11 protein-coding genes are annotated in these 16888 nt (G+C 72.3%); 8 read left to right on the top strand and 3 right to left on the bottom strand.

Features of this window, described 5'->3' with window-relative positions:
- Window positions 1-55: 55 nt before the first annotated feature.
- The 3 genes from NE234_RS32460 to NE234_RS32450 all read right to left on the bottom strand — a co-directional run bounded on the left by NE234_RS32460 (window position 56) and on the right by NE234_RS32450 (window position 3177).
- A complete protein-coding gene (locus NE234_RS32460) occupies window positions 56-634 on the bottom strand; it encodes a TetR/AcrR family transcriptional regulator (RefSeq protein ID WP_252784693.1) in 579 nt (192 codons plus the stop codon).
- An 11-nt stretch (window positions 635-645) separates the two neighbouring features.
- Window positions 646-1026, bottom strand: a complete 381-nt coding sequence (locus tag NE234_RS32455) for a hypothetical protein (RefSeq protein WP_252784692.1) — start codon at window positions 1024-1026, stop codon at window positions 646-648.
- Between the two features lie 72 nt (window positions 1027-1098).
- Window positions 1099-3177 (bottom strand): tetratricopeptide repeat protein, encoded by a 2079-nt coding sequence (locus NE234_RS32450; protein ID WP_252784691.1) that lies wholly within the window; start codon window positions 3175-3177, stop codon window positions 1099-1101.
- Window positions 3178-3635: 458 nt separating this feature from the next.
- On the opposite strand from NE234_RS32450, the gene NE234_RS32445 reads away from it, so the two are divergent.
- The 8 genes from NE234_RS32445 (at window position 3636) to NE234_RS32410 (ending at window position 16882) form a co-directional block, all read left to right on the top strand.
- On the top strand, window positions 3636-6665 hold the full coding sequence (locus NE234_RS32445) for an AfsR/SARP family transcriptional regulator (protein WP_252784690.1): 3030 nt from the start codon (window positions 3636-3638) through the stop codon (window positions 6663-6665).
- Window positions 6666-7025: 360 nt separating this feature from the next.
- Entirely contained in the window at window positions 7026-8540 is a 1515-nt protein-coding gene (locus tag NE234_RS32440) for a glycoside hydrolase family 5 protein (protein ID WP_252784689.1), read from the top strand.
- A gap of 36 nt (window positions 8541-8576) precedes the next feature.
- On the top strand, window positions 8577-10892 hold the full coding sequence (locus NE234_RS32435; RefSeq protein WP_252784688.1) for a 3-dehydroquinate synthase family protein: 2316 nt from the start codon (window positions 8577-8579) through the stop codon (window positions 10890-10892).
- The gene (locus NE234_RS32430; protein WP_252784687.1) at window positions 10876-13128 is read left to right on the top strand and encodes an ROK family protein; all 2253 of its coding nucleotides are present in this window, start codon (window positions 10876-10878) and stop codon (window positions 13126-13128) included. The genes NE234_RS32435 and NE234_RS32430 overlap by 17 nt, the downstream gene beginning before the upstream one ends.
- Window positions 13125-14633, top strand: a complete 1509-nt coding sequence (locus NE234_RS32425) for a hypothetical protein (protein WP_252784686.1) — start codon at window positions 13125-13127, stop codon at window positions 14631-14633. Before NE234_RS32430 ends, NE234_RS32425 begins: the two co-directional genes overlap by 4 nt.
- Window positions 14626-15303, top strand: a complete 678-nt coding sequence (locus NE234_RS32420; protein WP_252784685.1) for an HAD-IA family hydrolase — start codon at window positions 14626-14628, stop codon at window positions 15301-15303. Before NE234_RS32425 ends, NE234_RS32420 begins: the two co-directional genes overlap by 8 nt.
- Complete coding sequence (locus NE234_RS32415) at window positions 15300-16055, top strand: ABC transporter ATP-binding protein (protein ID WP_252784684.1); 756 nt, start codon at window positions 15300-15302, stop codon at window positions 16053-16055. Before NE234_RS32420 ends, NE234_RS32415 begins: the two co-directional genes overlap by 4 nt.
- Window positions 16055-16882, top strand: coding sequence for an ABC transporter permease (locus NE234_RS32410; RefSeq protein ID WP_252784683.1), 828 nt, complete (start codon window positions 16055-16057; stop codon window positions 16880-16882). Before NE234_RS32415 ends, NE234_RS32410 begins: the two co-directional genes overlap by 1 nt.
- Window positions 16883-16888 lie beyond the last annotated feature (6 nt).

The raw sequence follows: 16888 nt of genomic DNA, 5'->3' as shown, positions 1-16888 counted from the left end.
CCGCCGGTCGCACCGGCGGCGACCTTCCCGCTTCCCGGCTGGAGGGCCGTTCCGATCACGCGGGCCGGGTGCTGCGGTCGAAGATCTCGACGAGCTCGTCCGCGCACCGGCCTGGGGGGAGACCCGCGGAGAGCAGGGGGCTCACGCTGTCGATCGAGGCGCGCAGCGCCGCCGCCATGACCTGCGGGTCGAAGGACCGGAAGGCCCCGGTGCGCTGGCCGTCGGCGAACAGGCCGGCCAGCCGGTTCACCGAGTCGATGTGGTGCCGTTGCCAGTCGCCCAGGCCGCCGTTGAGGAAGATCTGCTGCAGCGCGCGGACCTGCGGCGTGTGGTCGGCGATGAAGGCGACGTTCGCCCGGATGAGGGCGGCCAGCAGGTCCCGGGCGCCGGTCGCGGCGTCGAGGGCGGGCCGCATGTAGGCCTCGGCGTCGGCGACGACCTGGTCGGCGACGGCCGCCAGCAGTTCGTCCTTGCCGGAGAAGTGATAGGTGATCAGCCGCTTGCTGCTGAGACCCGCCTCCCTGCAGATGGCCTCGAAGGTGGTGGCCTGGTAGCCGCGCTCCGCCAGCAGGGCGATCGCGGCGCGGATGATCTGCTCCTTGCGGGCCGCGGTCGCCGCCTGGCGGGTGGTCATGACGGTCGAATCTACTCGCCGCTCCGGGAGTAGGCGCGCCGGACGGTCTTGCGGCTCACCGCCACCGCGACCACGGCCAGCAGGAGGCCGACGGCCGCCTGTTCGACCTTCATCCAGACGGGGAAGCCGTCGTGCGGCAGCGCGACGATGACCACGATGGCCGCCGGTGCGACGGTGGACATCACCCGCATGCGCCGATAGGCGGCCCGGCTGCCGTCGTAGGTCCGTCTGGCCGCTGCGAGGAGCAGGACGGCGATCGCGACGACGATGAGGCCGCGGATCCACACGGCGGCACCGCCGCCGGTCAGGGCCGCGACGCCGAGAGTCGCGATCGAGAGGACGAGCACGGCGCCGAAGAGCAGACGGACCCGCGCGTAGAGTTTCTTATCCACCCGGATAACTTTATCCGGGTGGATAACATCTGCCAAGTGCCCGATCCGTCGGCCGCCGTTGCGGGGGGCGCGTCAGAGAGTGACCCCCGGCGGCAGCTGGCGCCGGAACTCCGGGTTCAGGCGGATCGCCCTGCGCAGGTGGGCCCGGCCCTGGTCGGCCTCCCCGTGGCCGATGAGCAGCAGGCCGAGGTTGAGTTCGGCCGCCGCGTTGCGAGGCTCGATGCGCAGGTCTCTCCGGTAGAAGGAGATCGCTTCGGCCGGTCTGGTCGCGGTGAGCAGCACGCCCAGGTTGTAGAGCGCGCTGCCGAACCGCGGATCGATGGCCAGGGTTCTCTCGTACTCGCTCTGCGCGTCGGCGGCGTCTCCGTTCTGCTGGAGGAGCACGCCCAGGTCGTAGTGCGCGAACGCGTTGCGGGGATCGATCCGTGCCGCCGCCTTGTACTCGTGCAGGGCGTCCACCGTGTCGCCGGCCCGCTGGGCGGACTGTCCCGCGCCGACCAGCCGATCCGCGGCGTCGGCCGGCAGGCTCCCCGGATCGAGCTCCGTCGTCCTCTGGAACAGATAGGCGCCGGGTTCCACGTGGATCAGCGTGTAACGCGACCAGAGGGAGAAGGCGGACTCCGGCGTCCAGGGGACGAAGCTCGTCCTCGGCGAGACCAGGAAGATGTAGTCGGCCTGCCGCATGGCCGTCGCCCACTCCCGTACGAGTCGCGGCGTGAACGGTCCCGCGAAGGGCGGCGGGTGCGCGGGATCGGCCGCCAGCCACTGCCCGTAGACGTCCACCGTCGCGGGGCAGTGCTGCTTCGTGGCGAGACGATCGGCTTCGATCAGCGCGGTGGCGCCGTCGAAGATCACACATGCGCCCGGCCGGATGTAGGCGGAGAGCTCACGCCCGGAGTCGACGTAGTGGGGCGTGAAGTTCCGGGCGTAGCCGAGTCGGGCCAGGGCGGCCAGGGAGGCGACGACCAGGACGATCGCCATCGCGGTGCGCCGCAGGAGCGGCACGGCGCGTCCCGCGCCGGAACGGCCGGCCCCCACCGCGCGCGCGAACCTGCCGACGACCACGCCGAGCAGCAGGGCGAGGAACACGCCGGGGAAATAGCCATAGCCGTTGAAGAACTGACGTGGAACGCACAGCCCGGCCACCGCCGCGATCGCGGCCGCGAGGATGAACCAGTCCAGCGCGACGCGGCGGCCGGCCACGGCATAGCCGGCGACGACTGCCACCGCCAGCGTCGCCAGCACCCCGACGGCCAGGACCGGCGCCGCGCTCAGACCCGGCACCGCGCCGAGACCGGTCATCCACGCGAACCTGGCGTCGATCGGTGCGGAGGCCCACCCGGAGGTGCCCCGGGTGAGCTGGACGACGATCACATCGTGCACGAAGGTCCCGGGGGCCAGGGCGAAGAACGGGAGGACGGGAGCGGCCGCCCCCGCCGTGATGCCGCCGGCCAGCCACCCGGCCCGCCTCCACCCGCCGGTCGCCCCGCAGAAGACCGCGTAGACGGCCAGCAGGGCCACGACCGGCATGAGCGCCCAGACCTTCACCGCGCAGGCGAAGCCGAACGCCAGACCGCCGGCGAAGGTCCGCCGGCGACTCGACGTGAGCGTGCCGGTCGAGCCGAACAGGGCGAGCGTGCCGATGAGACACAGGAAGAGGTGATAGACCTCGAGTTCGACGGTGTTGGTGACGTCGAAGGTCAATGGAGAGCAGGCCAGGGCCAGCCCTGTCGTCACCATGGCGACCCGCCCGCGATACCGGACGATCAATGAGCCGGCGATGGCGATCCCCACCGCCAGCACGGCGGTCAGGACACGCGCGATCGCCATGGCGACCGGCTCGCCGACGACCTTGGCCAACGCCGCGATCGGCGCCAATATGAGCGGCAGGCCCGGCGGGTGCAAGAATGTGAAGTCCCGATAGGGCAGTCGCCCGCCGACCAGCCGCAACGCCGCCCCGAAATAGACGCCGTCGTTGTACGAGTTCAGCTGGTGCGTTCCGACGAGGGCGTGCGGCCGGGACAACTCCCAGCCGAGCAGCGCGGCCGAGACGAACCCCACGCCACCGGCGACGGCCCTGCGATGCCATGCCGGCGCTACGCGGACGGCGGGCACTCGCGGGAAGGAACGGGGCCGACCTTCGATCTTCATGCCACGAGGGTCCGGCACCCTGTCATACGCACCGCGTGCCGACAGCCGTGCACATGGCAAATGAGAGTCGTTCCGCACCGGATCTTGACCTTGCCGGTTCCCGGGATACGGAACGCCGACGGTTCTCCGGTCCGACCGGCGGCGGGTGGCGCCGCCGACGCCCCCCGCTCGGCCCGCGGGGTGACAAGCTTCGCACCGGCCATCCCGCCTCGCGTGGGATCACCAGGGACGGCCGGCGGTGAAAAGGCACGAACCGCCTCTAGCCGGACTCGGTTGATCGTGCTCAATTGAATAGGTCTGGTCCGTCGCAGGCGATGTGGTCGATCGTCCCGAGGGTGACGGCCCTCCTCAACACCTTGGTGGCATGTATGGAGTTCCGCATCCTCGGCCCGGTCGAAGTAATTGACGACACGGTAAGCGTGAGAATCGGAGGGCCGAAACCTCGGACCATTCTGGCGATGCTCCTCATGGCCCAAGGGCGGGTCGTTCCCGACTACCGGGTCATCGAGGTCGTCTGGCCCGGCAACGAACCCGCGACGGCCGAGGCCCAGCTGCGGACGTACATCTACGGGCTGCGCAGGAGCGTGGGGTCCGGAGCGCGCATCGTGCGGCACCCACCCGGTTATCGGCTGGAGACCGCTCACGACCAGATCGACCTGTTCGCCTTCGAGCAGCTCATCCGGGACGGACGCCGCGCGGCCGCGACGGGCCGGATGGAGGAGGCCGCTCGCCGTTTCGCCAAAGCGCTGTCGCTGTGGCGCGGCCCGGCCCTGTCCGGCGTCACCGAACCGCTCGCGCGCCTTGAGCAGCCCCGGCTGGAAGAGGCCAGGCTGGCGGCGGTGGAGGACTGGGCCGACGCGCTGCTGGCCCTCGGCCGGCACCACGAACTCATTCCGGAACTGACCAGCGTCGCCTCACAGCAGCCCTTGCGTGAGCGGCTGCGTGCGCAACTCATGGTCGCGCTGTATCGAAGCGGAATGCAGGCCGATGCCCTGAGTCTGTTTCATGACACGCGCCGTATTCTGGCCGACGAACTGGGGATCGACCCCGGTGCCGAACTCCGTCAGGTCCATGCGGCGATTCTCGCCGCCGACCCGGCTCTCGGAGCCGGCGGTGACGGTGCCGTCAGAATCCATCGCGAGGTTCCGGCGGAACCGGGTGGCCGTACCCGTCCGGTCGCGCGCCGCAAACAGCTTCCGCGCAACATCCCGGATTTCAGCGGCCGGGAGAAGCAGATCGGCCAGCTCTGCACCTTGTTGAAGGCACCCGCGGACCGGTCGGCGAAGGAAGCGCCGACCGTGCCCGTGATAACGGGCATGCCCGGGGTCGGCAAGACGGCCCTCGCGGTGCGCGTGGCTCACCTGTGCGTCGAGCACTATCCCAACGGCCAGCTCTACATCGACCTGCGAGGCGACCGGCCCGACCCCCTCTCGGGGATGGAGGCGCTGAGCCGGCTGCTGCTCATGCTGGGCGTCGACGGCTCGGCGATACCCGACGACCTGACGGAGCGCGTCCGGCTGTACCGGGACCGGCTCGCCGACCAGCGGATCCTCCTGCTGCTCGACAACGCGGCCGGGGAGGGACAGGTCCGGCCGCTGCTGCCGAACAACCCGGGCTGCCGGGCGATCGTCACCAGCCGGACCCGGCTGGCGGCCCTCGAGGGCAGCCAGATCTTCGACCTGAGCGTCTTCGAGCGGGACAGCGCTCTGGAACTGCTGGGCCGGGTGATCACGTCCGAGCGCGTGGCGGCCGACCCGCGGGCCGCCGAGCGGATCCTGACGATGTGCGGCTACCTGCCGCTGGCGGTGCGCATCGCGGCGGCCCGGCTGGCCGCCCGGCCGCACTGGCCGCTCGCCCGGATGGCCCGGCTGCTGGAGAACCACCATCGGCGGCTCGACGAGTTGCGTTTCGCCGATCTGGAGATACGCGCCGGACTGATGCTCGGTTACCGCGGGCTGCCCCCGACGGCCCGCCATGCCTTCCGGCTCCTCTCCCTGCCCGACGTTCCGCACGTCGGCGTCTGGCTCGCCGCCAGCCTCCTCGACGTGCCCATGGAGACGGCCGAGGAGTTACTCGACTCGCTCGTGGACGCTCACCTGATGGAGGTCGAGGGCGGCGACGGGCCCGGGCGTTTCCGGTACCGCTTCCACGACCTGGTCAGGGTGCTGGCGAGGGAGCTCGCCGCCGAGGAGGGCTCGGAGGAGGAGAACACCGCCGCCTGCGACCGGGCGCTGAGCGCCGCGCTGCACCTCGCCCGGCAGGCCGACGACCGCCTGCCGAGCCAGTGCTTCGGCGTCCTCGGCGACGTAGGGCCGGTCCGGGGCGTCGATCCGCGCGCGCTCGACCTCGTCGCGAGCGATCCGATCGCGTGGTTCGCGACGGAGCGAGAAGGGCTGGTCGGCATGGTCGTGCAGGCCGGCGCGCTCGGCCGCCCCCGGTTTCCGTGGCTGCTGGCCCAGGCGCTGACGAACTTCTTCGATCTGCGCGGTCTGTACGACGACTGGTCGCACACGCACCAGCACGCTCTCGACGCGGCCCGGGGGACCGGCGACCGGCTGGGCGAGGCGGTGATGCTGCGCGGCCTGGCCGAGCGGTGCGCCTTTCTGAGCGACAACGCCACGCGCCTGTCGTACGCGCAGCAGGCGCTCGCCCTGTTCGAGCAGCTCGGTGAGCCGGCCGGGCAGGCGGACGCGCTGTACCACTGCGCGGACGTCCACCGGCAGACAGGGCACACCGAGACCGCGATCGCCCTCCTCGAGCAGGGACTGCGGCGGGCGACCGATGCCGGCCACCTGGTGGGCGAGGCGCAGGCACAGGAAGGGCTCGGCAAGGTGCACACCGACCAGGGCCGCCTGGAGGAGGCGCTGCGCAACTACGAGCGGAGCGCGGCGATCTGGCAGGGGCTGGGCCGGCATCGGTACCGGGCGCTCATCACCCGCAGCATCGGCATCATCGAACGGGAGCTCGGCCGGTACCCCGCCGCCGCGCTGCGGTTCGAGGAGTGCCTGGCGGCGTTCCGTGACGTCGGCGATCGCGTGGGAGAGGCGTACACGCGCAACAGCCTGGGCGACCTGTGCCGCAAATGGGGGTCCACCGACCGGGCCAGGGTCCAGTACGAGCAGGCGATCAGCATCTTCACCGATCTGGGCCTGCAGCGCCACTTCGGGCACGCGGTGGCGCTGCGCGGGCTCGGCGCACTCGATCTGGCCGCCGGCCGTCTCGATTCGGCGATCGACCAGCTCACCCGGTCGCTCGGCCTGTGGCGGGAGCTCGACATGCCGGTGTGGGAGGCACGTACGCTGCTGGTCCTCGGCGAAGCGCACGCCATGCACGGCGACTCACGCGCCGCGCGGGACACCTGGCAGACCGCCCTGCTCCTGTGCCAGCGCCTCGGCCTGCCGGAGGCCGCCGAGCTGGCCCTGCGGCTGACGACCGCGAAGGGGAGCACCGCGGGCGTCTCGGTCTTGTCCGCCCACCGGCGGTCGTAGTTCTTTCAGAGATTTTTCGTACTCCCGCCGGGACGAGGCGGGCGAGACCTCCCGGAGCCGCCGACCTGGCCGGACGCCGCGGCGACTTTTTTCGTACGCGCCGGCCGCAGTGTGAATCCGACGACACAGCGACCTGATGTCGGAGGAGATCACGATGAACGGCCCTTGCCCCGCGAGCGTCCGGGTGAGTCAGTCTTCGCGGCCCGAGACGGCGATGTCCCTTGCGCGCTTCCGCCACTCCGACGACGAGTGGCGCGACCAGTCCAAACGCCTCGCCAGGTTCGCTTGGCGGCCCGGAACGCGCTGACGGCGACCCGACCGGTATCGAGACACGTCCCCCTACTTCCCGAGGAGATCGCCATGTCCATCGCAAATCCCCCTTCGTTCCTGCGGGTGAACGGATCCGCCATCACCGACGCCACCGGGCGCCCGGTCCGGTTGTACGGGATCGGGCTGGCCGGCTGGCTGAACATGGAGAACTGGATCACCGGCTATCCGGGGCACGAGAACGGCATGCTGACGGCCGTCAGGAACGTGCTGGGTCCGGACCTCGCCGCGGTGTTCCTCGACCGCTTCCTGGAGCACTTCTTCACGGCCGACGACGCCGCCTACCTCGCCTCGCTGGGGATCAACGTGGTGCGGATCCCGTTCCACTACAAGTACCTCGAAAGCGATGACGCCCCCTTCCAGCTCAGGGACGACGCGTTCACCCACCTCGACCGGGCCGTCCGGCTCTGCGCCGAGCACGGGATCCGGACGATCCTCGACCTGCACACGGTCCCCGGCTGGCAGAACCAGGACTGGCACTGCGACAACCCCACCAACACCGCGCAGTTCTGGCGGCACCCGCATTTCCAGGACCGGGTGCTGAACCTCTGGAAGGCGATCGCCGCGCACTACCGGGACGAGCCCTGGGTGGCCGGCTACAACCCGCTGAACGAGCCGGCGGACCCGACCGGCGAACGTGTCCTGCCCTTCTACCGGCGGCTGGTCGAGACGATCCGGGAGATCGACGACCGGCACATCATCTTCCTGGACGGCAACCGGTACGCCGTGGACTTCCACATCTTCGAGGAGACCTGGCCCAACGTCATCTACTCACCGCACGACTACCCCCCGCCGGGCCACACCCCCGGCAGCCGCTACCCCGGCCGGATCAACCTCGTGCACGTGGTGGCCCCCGAGGAGGGCAAGTCGGCCGAGGTGGAGCCCGCGATCCAGTACTGGGACAAGGACGCGGTGGAGCGGGGCTTCCTCGGTCGCGTCGAGTTCCCGCGCCGCACCGGGACGCCGATCGTGGTCGGCGAGTTCAACGCCGTGTTCCCCGGCGACCCGGAGACCGACCGGATGCGCCTCAACCTCATCGGGGACCAACTGGACGTCTTCCGGCGGCACGGCGCGCACTGGATCTACTGGTCGTACAAGGACGTCGGGCTGGCCGCCCCGCTCACGCTCGACCCGGACAGCCCGTGGATGCGCCGCGTCCGCCCCATCATGGAGAAGAAGGACCGTCTGGCGGTGGACCTCTGGGGCGGTCTCCTGGACAACATCGCACCGGTGCTCGACCCGATCCGCGACGTCTTCGCCAAAGAGTTCCCCGACTACTGCCCCTTCCCGTGGGGCGCCCAGTTCGCGATCAACCGGCTGGTGCCGAACATCCTGTTCGCCGAGGCGATGATCCCCGAGTTCGCGGAGCTGTTCCGCGGCATGGACGAGCAGGAGATCGACGACATGATGCGGTCGTTCCGCCTGGAGAACTGCCGGCCGAGAGAGCAGCTGGTCGCCACGCTGCGTGACGCCATCGCCGCCACCGAGGCGGCGGTCCAGCCCTCCCCGGCCGCGCCCTCCCTGGCCGCGCCCACCACGGTCCGCTGAACGGCCGCCGCACCGCCACCGCCGGGAGTTCGACCAATGCACCCCACGCTGACCGGCCTGCGCTCGGACCCGTGCCCGCCGTACGACGGCGAACGCTCTCTGCACGCCACGTTCACCGCGTCCTACCGCGTCGACGCCGTGCCCGGACTGTTCGATCACGGCAACGACACGTTGATCGACATGCTCGGGCCGGCTCGACGGCTGGTCGTCGCCTGCGACTCCACGGCCGCCGTCCGCAGAGACCTGCTCGTCTCCTATCTCGAGAACGCCCAGAGCCGAGGGCTGCTCGAAGACCTCATCGTGGTCGACATCGGCGATGACCACGAGCCGGACACCGACGGGATGGACGCCTGCGACGCCCTCGTCGATGCGGCGGTCAAGGTCCAGCTCGGCCGCCGAGACGCCTTCCTGGCCTTCGGCGGCGAACGGATCGGCCAGATCGTCGCCGTCACCGCCGCCTCGTTCCGCCGGCACACCACCGCCGTCCGCATCCACCGGGACCTCGCAGCCGTGGTCGCCTCCCTCCGCGATGGGGTACGGGTGCGCATGGCGGGCGGCCCGATCAGCGCGCTCCAGCGCCAGGCCCACGTCATCGTCGACGAGGACGGCCTGGCCGAGATTCCACTCGGACCGGCCGAGCCCGCGGCGCTGCTCGCCCTGGCACTGCTCGACCGGTCGCTGCTCGACCGGCTGCTCACCTGCGCGCCGCAAGAGTGGCGGGCCGAAGGGCTCGCCGCGGTCCTGCGCCTGTGCCGCAGACCCGGGCCCGGCAGCCCGGCCTGGCAGGTCGGGGAGGCGTGGTCGGGATTCGCGCCGAAGGAGCTGGACGCCGGACGGCGGCGGGTCTGGTCGATCCTGCTCGCGGCCAGGGTGGCCGAGCGAATGCGCCTCCTGCCGGCCGACACCCGGCTCAAGCTGACGGCCCTCGCCCGCCGGCTGGAGCCCGACCTGACGGCGGCCCGGGCGGTGACCGAGGGGATGGCCGATACGGCGGCTGACGCGGCGGCCGTACGACGGTGGCGCGCCGGCCACGAGGGCGGCAGAGGCGTCCTGGCGGTGGCGCTGCCGACCGCGCACGGGGTGGAGCTGGTGGAAGCGGACGTCACGGTTCTGGAGACCGCGCTGGCCGCCGCCCCGGAGGACGCCCTCGCCCGGCCCCACGCGGACGTCACCGTGCTCAGATCGGAACGGATCGTCCCGGCGGCCCTCCGGGCCCAGGCCCGGACGACCGTGTCCGCGGGCTTCTCGGTGGGGTTCACCGAGCGCCTGCTCGATCCCGGCAGCGCGGCCCTGGCCGACCTGCTGCCCACGGGCGGTGACGTGCTGGCGTTGGTGGACCCGTACCGGCCCGACCAGCTCCATCGGGTGCGGCGGCTCATGGCCGGGTACCAGCGCGAGGGCTACGTGGCGCGCTTCACCATCCTGCCGGTCACCCCGACCGATCGGGCCAAGACGCTCGACCAGGTCACCCGGATCGTGCACGCGGCGGAGGGGCTGGGGCTGGGCGAACACGACCGGATCATCGTGGTCGGCGGCGGGACGGTGATGGACATCGCCGGCTACGCCGCCTACCTCTACCGCGGCGACACGCCGTACATCCGGGTCCCGACCACGTTGGTCGGCATGATCGACGCGGGCATCGGCCTGAAGGTGGGCGTCAACGTCAACAACCAGAAGAACCTCATGGGCGCCTACCACCCGCCGCTCGCGTGCGTCTGCGACCCCGAGTTCCTGCGCACGCTGTCGCAGGACGAGCTGAGGTGCGGCCTCGCCGAGGCGGTGAAGATCGCTGCGGTGTGTGACGCGGGGCTGTTCGACCTGATCCGGGACCACCATCCCGACGTGCTGGCCAGCCGTGACACCACCGCGGTACGGGAGATCCTCGACCGGTCGATCCGGGCCATGCTGCAGCAGCTGCAGGCCAATCCGTTCGAGGACGACCTGCGCCGGCTGCCGGACTTCGGGCACGAGTTCGGCCATGTCCTCGAGTCGCTGTCCCGGTACCGGCTGCGGCACGGCGAGGCGGTGGCGATCGGCATGGCCCTGTCCTGTTGCCTGGCCGTCCACACCGGCCACCTGAGCCGGACCGACCTGGACCGGCTGCTGACCCTGCTGCGCGCGACCGGGCTCGCGCTGTACGACCCGGTCTGTGACCCCGACGTGCTGTGGCGAAAGCTGCACGACGACGTCATCCCGCACAAGGCAGGACGACTGCATCTCGTCGTGCCGCACCAGATCGGCGTGGGCGGCTTCATCGACTCCATCGAGGAGCTCGACGTGCGGATGCTGCACGAGGCCTGTGCGGAGCTGCGGGCCTGGACCCGGAAGGACCACGATGAACCAGACCACTGAGCCGGCCTCGATCGTGGTGGACATGGGCGGCACCACCACCCGCGTCGGCGCGTACCGCGACGGGTGGCTGACCGGCGACACGGTGCGCTTCGCCACGCCCAAGCCGGCGGGCGGCCGGTCCGTACGCGAGGAGCACCTGGACCGGATCGCGGCCGAGGTGGACCGGATGCGCAAGCGCCACCCCGCCCCGGACGTCCGCGAGGTCGGCGTGGCCGTCGGCGCCACCGTCGACTCCCGCGGCCGGATTCGCAACGCCTCCCTGCTGTGGAACGAGCCCGGCACCGGGTTCGATCTCGGCGCCGCCCTCGCCCGGCGGCTCGACTGGGCCCGGATCACGGTGTGCAACGACATCGCCGCCGCGGCCTGGCGATACCAGGACCTGGGCCGGTTCGCGCTGCTCACCATCAGCACCGGCGTCGCGATCAAGGTCTTCGACGCCCGGCTGCCCTTCGCCGCCCGGCTGCTGCTCGACGACGAGGGCCTGGGCGGAGAGATCGGCCACGTCCGCGTCGACCCCGAGCGCCGGGCCCCGCACCGTACGCTCGGGCGAGCGGCCGCCGCCGGGGACCTCGTCGCCCGGGCACGGCTCGGCGACGCGGGCCTGCGGTGGTGCGAGTGCGGGACCGTCGGGGACCTGTGCGCCCACGCCTCGGGACCCGCGACCGTGCGGGCCGCCGCCGCTCTCGCCCGCAGCGACCCCGGGCTCTGGGACGGCTCGGGACTCGCGGGCCGGTGCGAAGGCGACCCCGAGAAGATCACCGCGCCTGCCATCGCCGCGGCGGCACAGACCGGCGACGCGTTCACCCGGACGCTGCTGTCGGCCGCGACACGGCCGCTGGCGGCGCAGATCCTGCAGTTGTCCGCCGCGCTCGGGCTGCGCACCTTCGTGGTCATGGGCGGATTCGCCAACGGTGTGGGTGAGCCGTGGTTCGCCGAACTGCGCGCCAACCTCGCCGATCTGCTGCCCGACGGCGGCTGGTTCACCGGCTGGACGGACGCGGACGTGGACGCACTGGCCCGGCCGTCCCGCGACCGCGACGACAGCCTGATCGGCATGGGATGCCTCCTCGCCGAACGGCGCACCCAGGTCAGGGAGGTGCACAAGCCCGTCGGGGAGGCCCGCGCCCTGCTCCGCCACCGGAGCGCGCCACGGTGCGGCCGCAGGCAGTTCGCCGTGCGGATGGCGTTCGCCGGCATCTGCGGCACCGACCTGCAGGTCATCCGTGGCGACAGGGGCTGTGAGCCCGGCATTCCGGGTCACGAGTGCGTCGCCCAGGTCACCGAGGTCGGCGCCGACGTGTCGGGGGTGAGCGTCGGCGACGTCATCGGCGTGAACCCGAACCGGCCGGACGACGAGCACGACAAGTTCGGCCACAACCTCCCGGGTGTCTTCCGGGAGCGGGTCGTCTGGGACGAGCACCTGATCGACCGCGGTCAGATCATTCCGCTGCCCGCCGCCGGACTGGCCGAGTGGACGCTGCTGGAACCGCTGTCCACCGTGGTGCGCTCGGCCCGTGCCGGCCGGGACCGATGGCGGGACCGTCGTGTCCTGATCGTGGGGGCGGGCGTTTCCGGGCTGCTGCACGCGATGCTGGCCCGGCACGACAAGGCTCGACGCGTCCTGGTCGCCAACCGCAGCCCGCAGCGGCTGGAACTCGCGGTGGAGCGCGGCATCCTCGCCCCTGAGGACTGCCTGGCACTCGACGGCTCGCTGCCCGCCGCGATCGCGGAGGCGACCGGCGGCGCCGGAGTGGACGTCGTCGTCCTGGCCGTCCCGCGCGGCACCGGGCCCGCCATCCTGAACGACCTGTGGCCCGGCGTCGCGGACGGCGCGACCGTCCACCTCTTCGGCGGGTTCCACCCCGGCTCGACCGTACGCCTGCCCGGCGGGGAGCAGGTGGCGGCCCATCCGATCCGCGTTCGCGGTGAACGGCACCGGGCGAGTCTGGGCGGCGGCCGCGAGTGCACCCTGGTCGGGTCGAGCGGCGCGGATCGCGAGGACTACCAGCGCGCTCGCGACCTGTGCGTCGCCGGGGAGGACCGGCTGGACCTGGCCCCGCTGATCAGTCACGTGGTCTCGCTGGACGCCACGCCCGAGGTCCTCCGGCAACTGATGTCCGACGGCCGGCTCGGCGGCCGCCCGGCGCTACGGGTGATCATCGACTTCAGCCTGACGGGCGACGTCGTCCGGGCGGTGGACGGCCGTGACCTGCCCCGGATCGGAGTACGCACATGAACGACGCGAAACCGACAGGTCAGGCCGGTACGGGTCAGGCCGGCGCGGGACTGGACGGCGCGAGGCCGACCGGTGCGCCCGTGGCGGGTCAGGCCGGCGCCGGGTTGGACGGCCTGGACGGCGACACGCTGTGGACGGCCGTCCTCGCGGCCGCGGCCGGTTCGCGTGCCGGACCCGCCGCCTCGGTCGCACGGCTGTGCGAGGGCGGTGGCTCGACCCGGCTGGGCTGGGTCCGCCCGCCGGGCCGGCACCTGGTCGAGCAGAACCTCACGGAGATCCAGGCCGCCCTGGCCGTCCCCGAGGGCCGGCCGGTGGTGCTCCTGGGGACCGGCGGCTGGACGTTCGCCGTCCAGGCGCTGCGGGAGGTCCTCGGTCCCGACTCCGGAGTCGTGCCGATGGACAGCCTCTGTCCGGCGGCGATCCGCGCGACCCTCAACGACGCCGGTCCGCCGGGCGCCTACGTGGCGGTGTCCGCGTCGCGATCCACGATGGAGGCGGTGCGGCTGGCCGAATGCGTCCCGGCGTTCGCCGGAGCGGAGGGGGGCCGGCTGGTCTGGCTGAGCGACCAGGCCACGCCGCCGTCGGCGTTCGCGCTGTCCCCGCGGCACCTGCGGGACCAGACCGCGATCATCGGCGCGCCGCTGTCCACCGCGTTCCTGCTGCCGGCGGCGATCATGGCGGGGGCACGGCTGGCCGCGGTCTACACCGGTTTCGTGCGCCGCTACCGGCTGCTCGGGCTACGCGCCGCCCGGGAGGCCGTCGAAGCGCCCGCCGACGGTGCGCCGGACATCCACATCGTCGCCCCGCGCTGGGCGGGCCCGGGCCTTCGGCTGTGGCTGCTCCAACTCGGCAGGCAGGCGCTGTGCGGCAAGTCCGACCGCTTCCGGCCCGCGATCGCCGTGGTCGGCCCCGATGAGGACGCCCCGGCCACCGTGCGGCTGGATCTCTCCGCGGCCGAACCGGGGCTGGCCGGGCTGGTGGACACGATGTACCTCGCCGGGGCGTTCGCCGCCTGCCTCGCCCTCCGCGCCGGGGTCCCGGTCGCCGAGGAGTGCAACGTCCACGCGTACAAGGACCTGCTCCGCGGACCCGCCACGCCGGAGGCCGGGTCCCGGGCGCCGACCGCGCGCGCGCTGCCCGACGCGGCGGCGGACTGGCTGGCCGACCGGCCGGAGCTCACCAGGCTGCACGTGGTCCGCTACGACTCCGCCGCCGAGCTGCCCGACGCGGTGCGCGTGCGGTTCGCCGCCGTCACCCGGCGGCCCTGCGAGGTCCACGACGGCAGCGCCTGGAACCACCATTCCTTCCAGGCGGTCTACGCCGACCGGTCGGCAGCGGTCCTGGTGCTCGCGCCGCCGGAACCGGCCGGGGATCTCCCGCTCGCCGAGGCGGCGCGGGCACAGCACCGGATCGCGGTGGCGACGCACCGTTCGCTGGCCGATCGCAGCCGGCTGATCCGGGTGCAGCGGGAGGAAGACCGCTGTGAGGGAGACCGCCGTGGGTGAGGCACGGGCCGTCCTGCTGGACGTCGACGGCGTCCTGGTCGACACGACCGCGCTGTTCGCCGGGGTGTGGCGCCGATGGGCGGCCGCGCGATCGCTGGATCCGGTCCTCGTGGCCGGCCGTACGTCCGGGCGTCGCGTCCGCGACGTGCTGGCGGAGGTCGCCCCGCACCTCGATCCCGCCGCCGAATCGGCGGTGCTCGACGAGCTCACCGCAGCGGAACTCGGCCGGGTGCGGCCGATCCCGGGGGCGGCGGACCTGCTCCGGCGGCTCGACGGCGTTCCGTGGGCCATCGTGAGCAGCGGCAGCGAGTGGTGCGTCGAGGCATGCCTGCACGCGGCCGCGCTGCCTCTCCCCGCCGTCCGCGTCTTCGCGGAGGACGTACGGCTGGGCAAGCCGTCGCCCGAGGGATACCTGACCGCCGCCCGGCGGCTGGGGATCCCGGCCGCCGACTGCGTCGTGGTCGAGGACAGCCCCGCCGGCGTCCGGGCGGGCCTGGCCGCCGGATGCACGGTGGTCGCCGTGGCGACGACGCACAGCCCCCGCGAGCTCCAGGCGGCCGACGTGCGCGTGCCGACCCTGGCGGCCGCCTCCCGCCGGCTGGCGGGCGCCGTCGGCCCTTCCACCGCCACGGCCCACCTCCGGGCCCGGACACACGGAGGCCACCGATGACCGATCATGTGATGAGCGCGCGGGACCTGCGCAAACGTTACCGTCGCGGGGTCGCGGTCGATGGCGTCAGCCTGCACGTCGCGCCCGGCGAACGCGTGGCCCTGGTCGGGCCCAACGGCGCGGGCAAGACGACCACGCTGATGATGTGCCTCGGGGCGGTGCGGCCCGACGCCGGCACCGTCGAGATCCTCGGGCAGCGCACGGAACGCCAGCGCCGGGCCGTGCTGGCCCGGGTCGGGTTCGCCGCCGGCTATCTGCCGCTGCCGCCGCACATCCGGGTGATCGAGTACCTGACGATGTTCGGGCGGCTCTACGGGTCGCCGGATCCCAAAGGGCAGGCCCGCGCCGCCCTGGACCGGTTCGGGATCGGGCATCTGGCCCGGGCGATCGGCACGGAGATGTCCAGCGGCCAGCGCACCCTGGTCGGCATCGTCAAGGCCACGATGCACGCGCCGGCGCTGCTGATCCTGGACGAGCCCACCGCCTCACTCGACCCCGACATCGCGCTGCGCGTCCGTACGAGCCTGCTGGAGTTGTGTGAGAGCGAGGGCACCGCGCTGCTGGTGACCAGCCACAACATGACGGAGGTCGAGCGCCTCGCCGATCGCGTGGTCTTCCTGATGAACGGCCGGGTGATCGTCGACGGGGCGCTCGAGAGCGTCGCGGCACGGCTCGGGCAGTCGAATCTGGAGGACGTCTATCTGCACCTCAGCACGATTCCCCAAGCGTCCCGAGCTCGGAGGGCGACATGATGAGCACGATCTCGGCCGGGCGTCCGCGGGCCGTTCTCGCGATCCGCCGGATCCAGGCGATCGCGATACGCCATCTCCTGGTCACCGTACGGAATTGGCAGCGCGTGTTCGACATCGCGGTCTGGCCGGCCGTCGACACGATCCTCTACGGCTCCATCGCCACCTACGCGCAGCACGCGCCCGCCGGAGGTCCGGCACGGACGGCGCTGTCGGTGGTCGCCGGAATCGTGATGTGGCACCTGGTCTACCAGGCCGAGATCGCGGTCGCGACCGGGTTCTTCGAGGAGAGCCACTCGCGGCAGTTGCCCGGCCTGTTGGTGACACCGCTGCGTCCCCTCGAATGGGTCCTCGGGACCGCGCTGCAGGGAATGGCCAAGGTGGTCCTGGGCGTCACCGCGGTCGCCGGAACGGCGGCCCTGCTGTACGGCTACGACATGTTCGACCCGGGCCCCGGCATCGTGCCCGTCATGGGCCTCCTGCTGCTCAACGGCTGGGCGCTGGCGCTGATCGTCGTCGCGCTCGTCCTGTACTTCGGAGCGGGTTCGGAGGGACTCACCTGGGGGCTGCTGTTCGTCATCCTGCCGCTGTCGGGCGCCTTCTACCCGGTGTCGGCGCTGCCGGCCGCCGTCCGCCCCCTGTCGGCGGTGCTTCCGACGAGCTACACCTTCGCCGCGGCTCGTGACGTCACCGCCCACAGCGCCTCGGCCGGAACCCACATCGCGATCGCCGCGCTGGCCACCGTGGCACTCGTGATCGTCTCGGTCGGTTTCGTCACCGCCTCGCTGCGCACCTTCCAGCGGCGCGGGTTCATCAGCCGCTACCAGTAGGCAGGA

The organism is Actinoallomurus rhizosphaericola, from assembly GCF_024055675.1.
Lineage (GTDB): Bacteria > Actinomycetota > Actinomycetes > Streptosporangiales > Streptosporangiaceae > Actinoallomurus > Actinoallomurus soli.
This window is presented reverse-complemented; position numbering and strand designations above follow the sequence as displayed.

What these genes read in the sequence shown, in the direction of transcription:
- NE234_RS32460 (WP_252784693.1), bottom strand. Translation starts at nt 634, where the DNA reads ATGACCACCCGCCAGGCGGCGACCGCGGCCCGCAAGGAGCAGATCATC.
- NE234_RS32450 (WP_252784691.1), bottom strand. Translation starts at nt 3,177, where the DNA reads ATGAAGATCGAAGGTCGGCCCCGTTCCTTCCCGCGAGTGCCCGCCGTC.
- NE234_RS32445 (WP_252784690.1), top strand. Translation starts at nt 3,636, where the DNA reads ATGCTCCTCATGGCCCAAGGGCGGGTCGTTCCCGACTACCGGGTCATC.
- NE234_RS32440 (WP_252784689.1), top strand. Translation starts at nt 7,026, where the DNA reads ATGTCCATCGCAAATCCCCCTTCGTTCCTGCGGGTGAACGGATCCGCC.
- NE234_RS32435 (WP_252784688.1), top strand. Translation starts at nt 8,577, where the DNA reads ATGCACCCCACGCTGACCGGCCTGCGCTCGGACCCGTGCCCGCCGTAC.
- NE234_RS32430 (WP_252784687.1), top strand. Translation starts at nt 10,876, where the DNA reads ATGAACCAGACCACTGAGCCGGCCTCGATCGTGGTGGACATGGGCGGC.
- NE234_RS32425 (WP_252784686.1), top strand. Translation starts at nt 13,125, where the DNA reads ATGAACGACGCGAAACCGACAGGTCAGGCCGGTACGGGTCAGGCCGGC.
- NE234_RS32415 (WP_252784684.1), top strand. Translation starts at nt 15,300, where the DNA reads ATGACCGATCATGTGATGAGCGCGCGGGACCTGCGCAAACGTTACCGT.
- NE234_RS32410 (WP_252784683.1), top strand. Translation starts at nt 16,055, where the DNA reads ATGAGCACGATCTCGGCCGGGCGTCCGCGGGCCGTTCTCGCGATCCGC.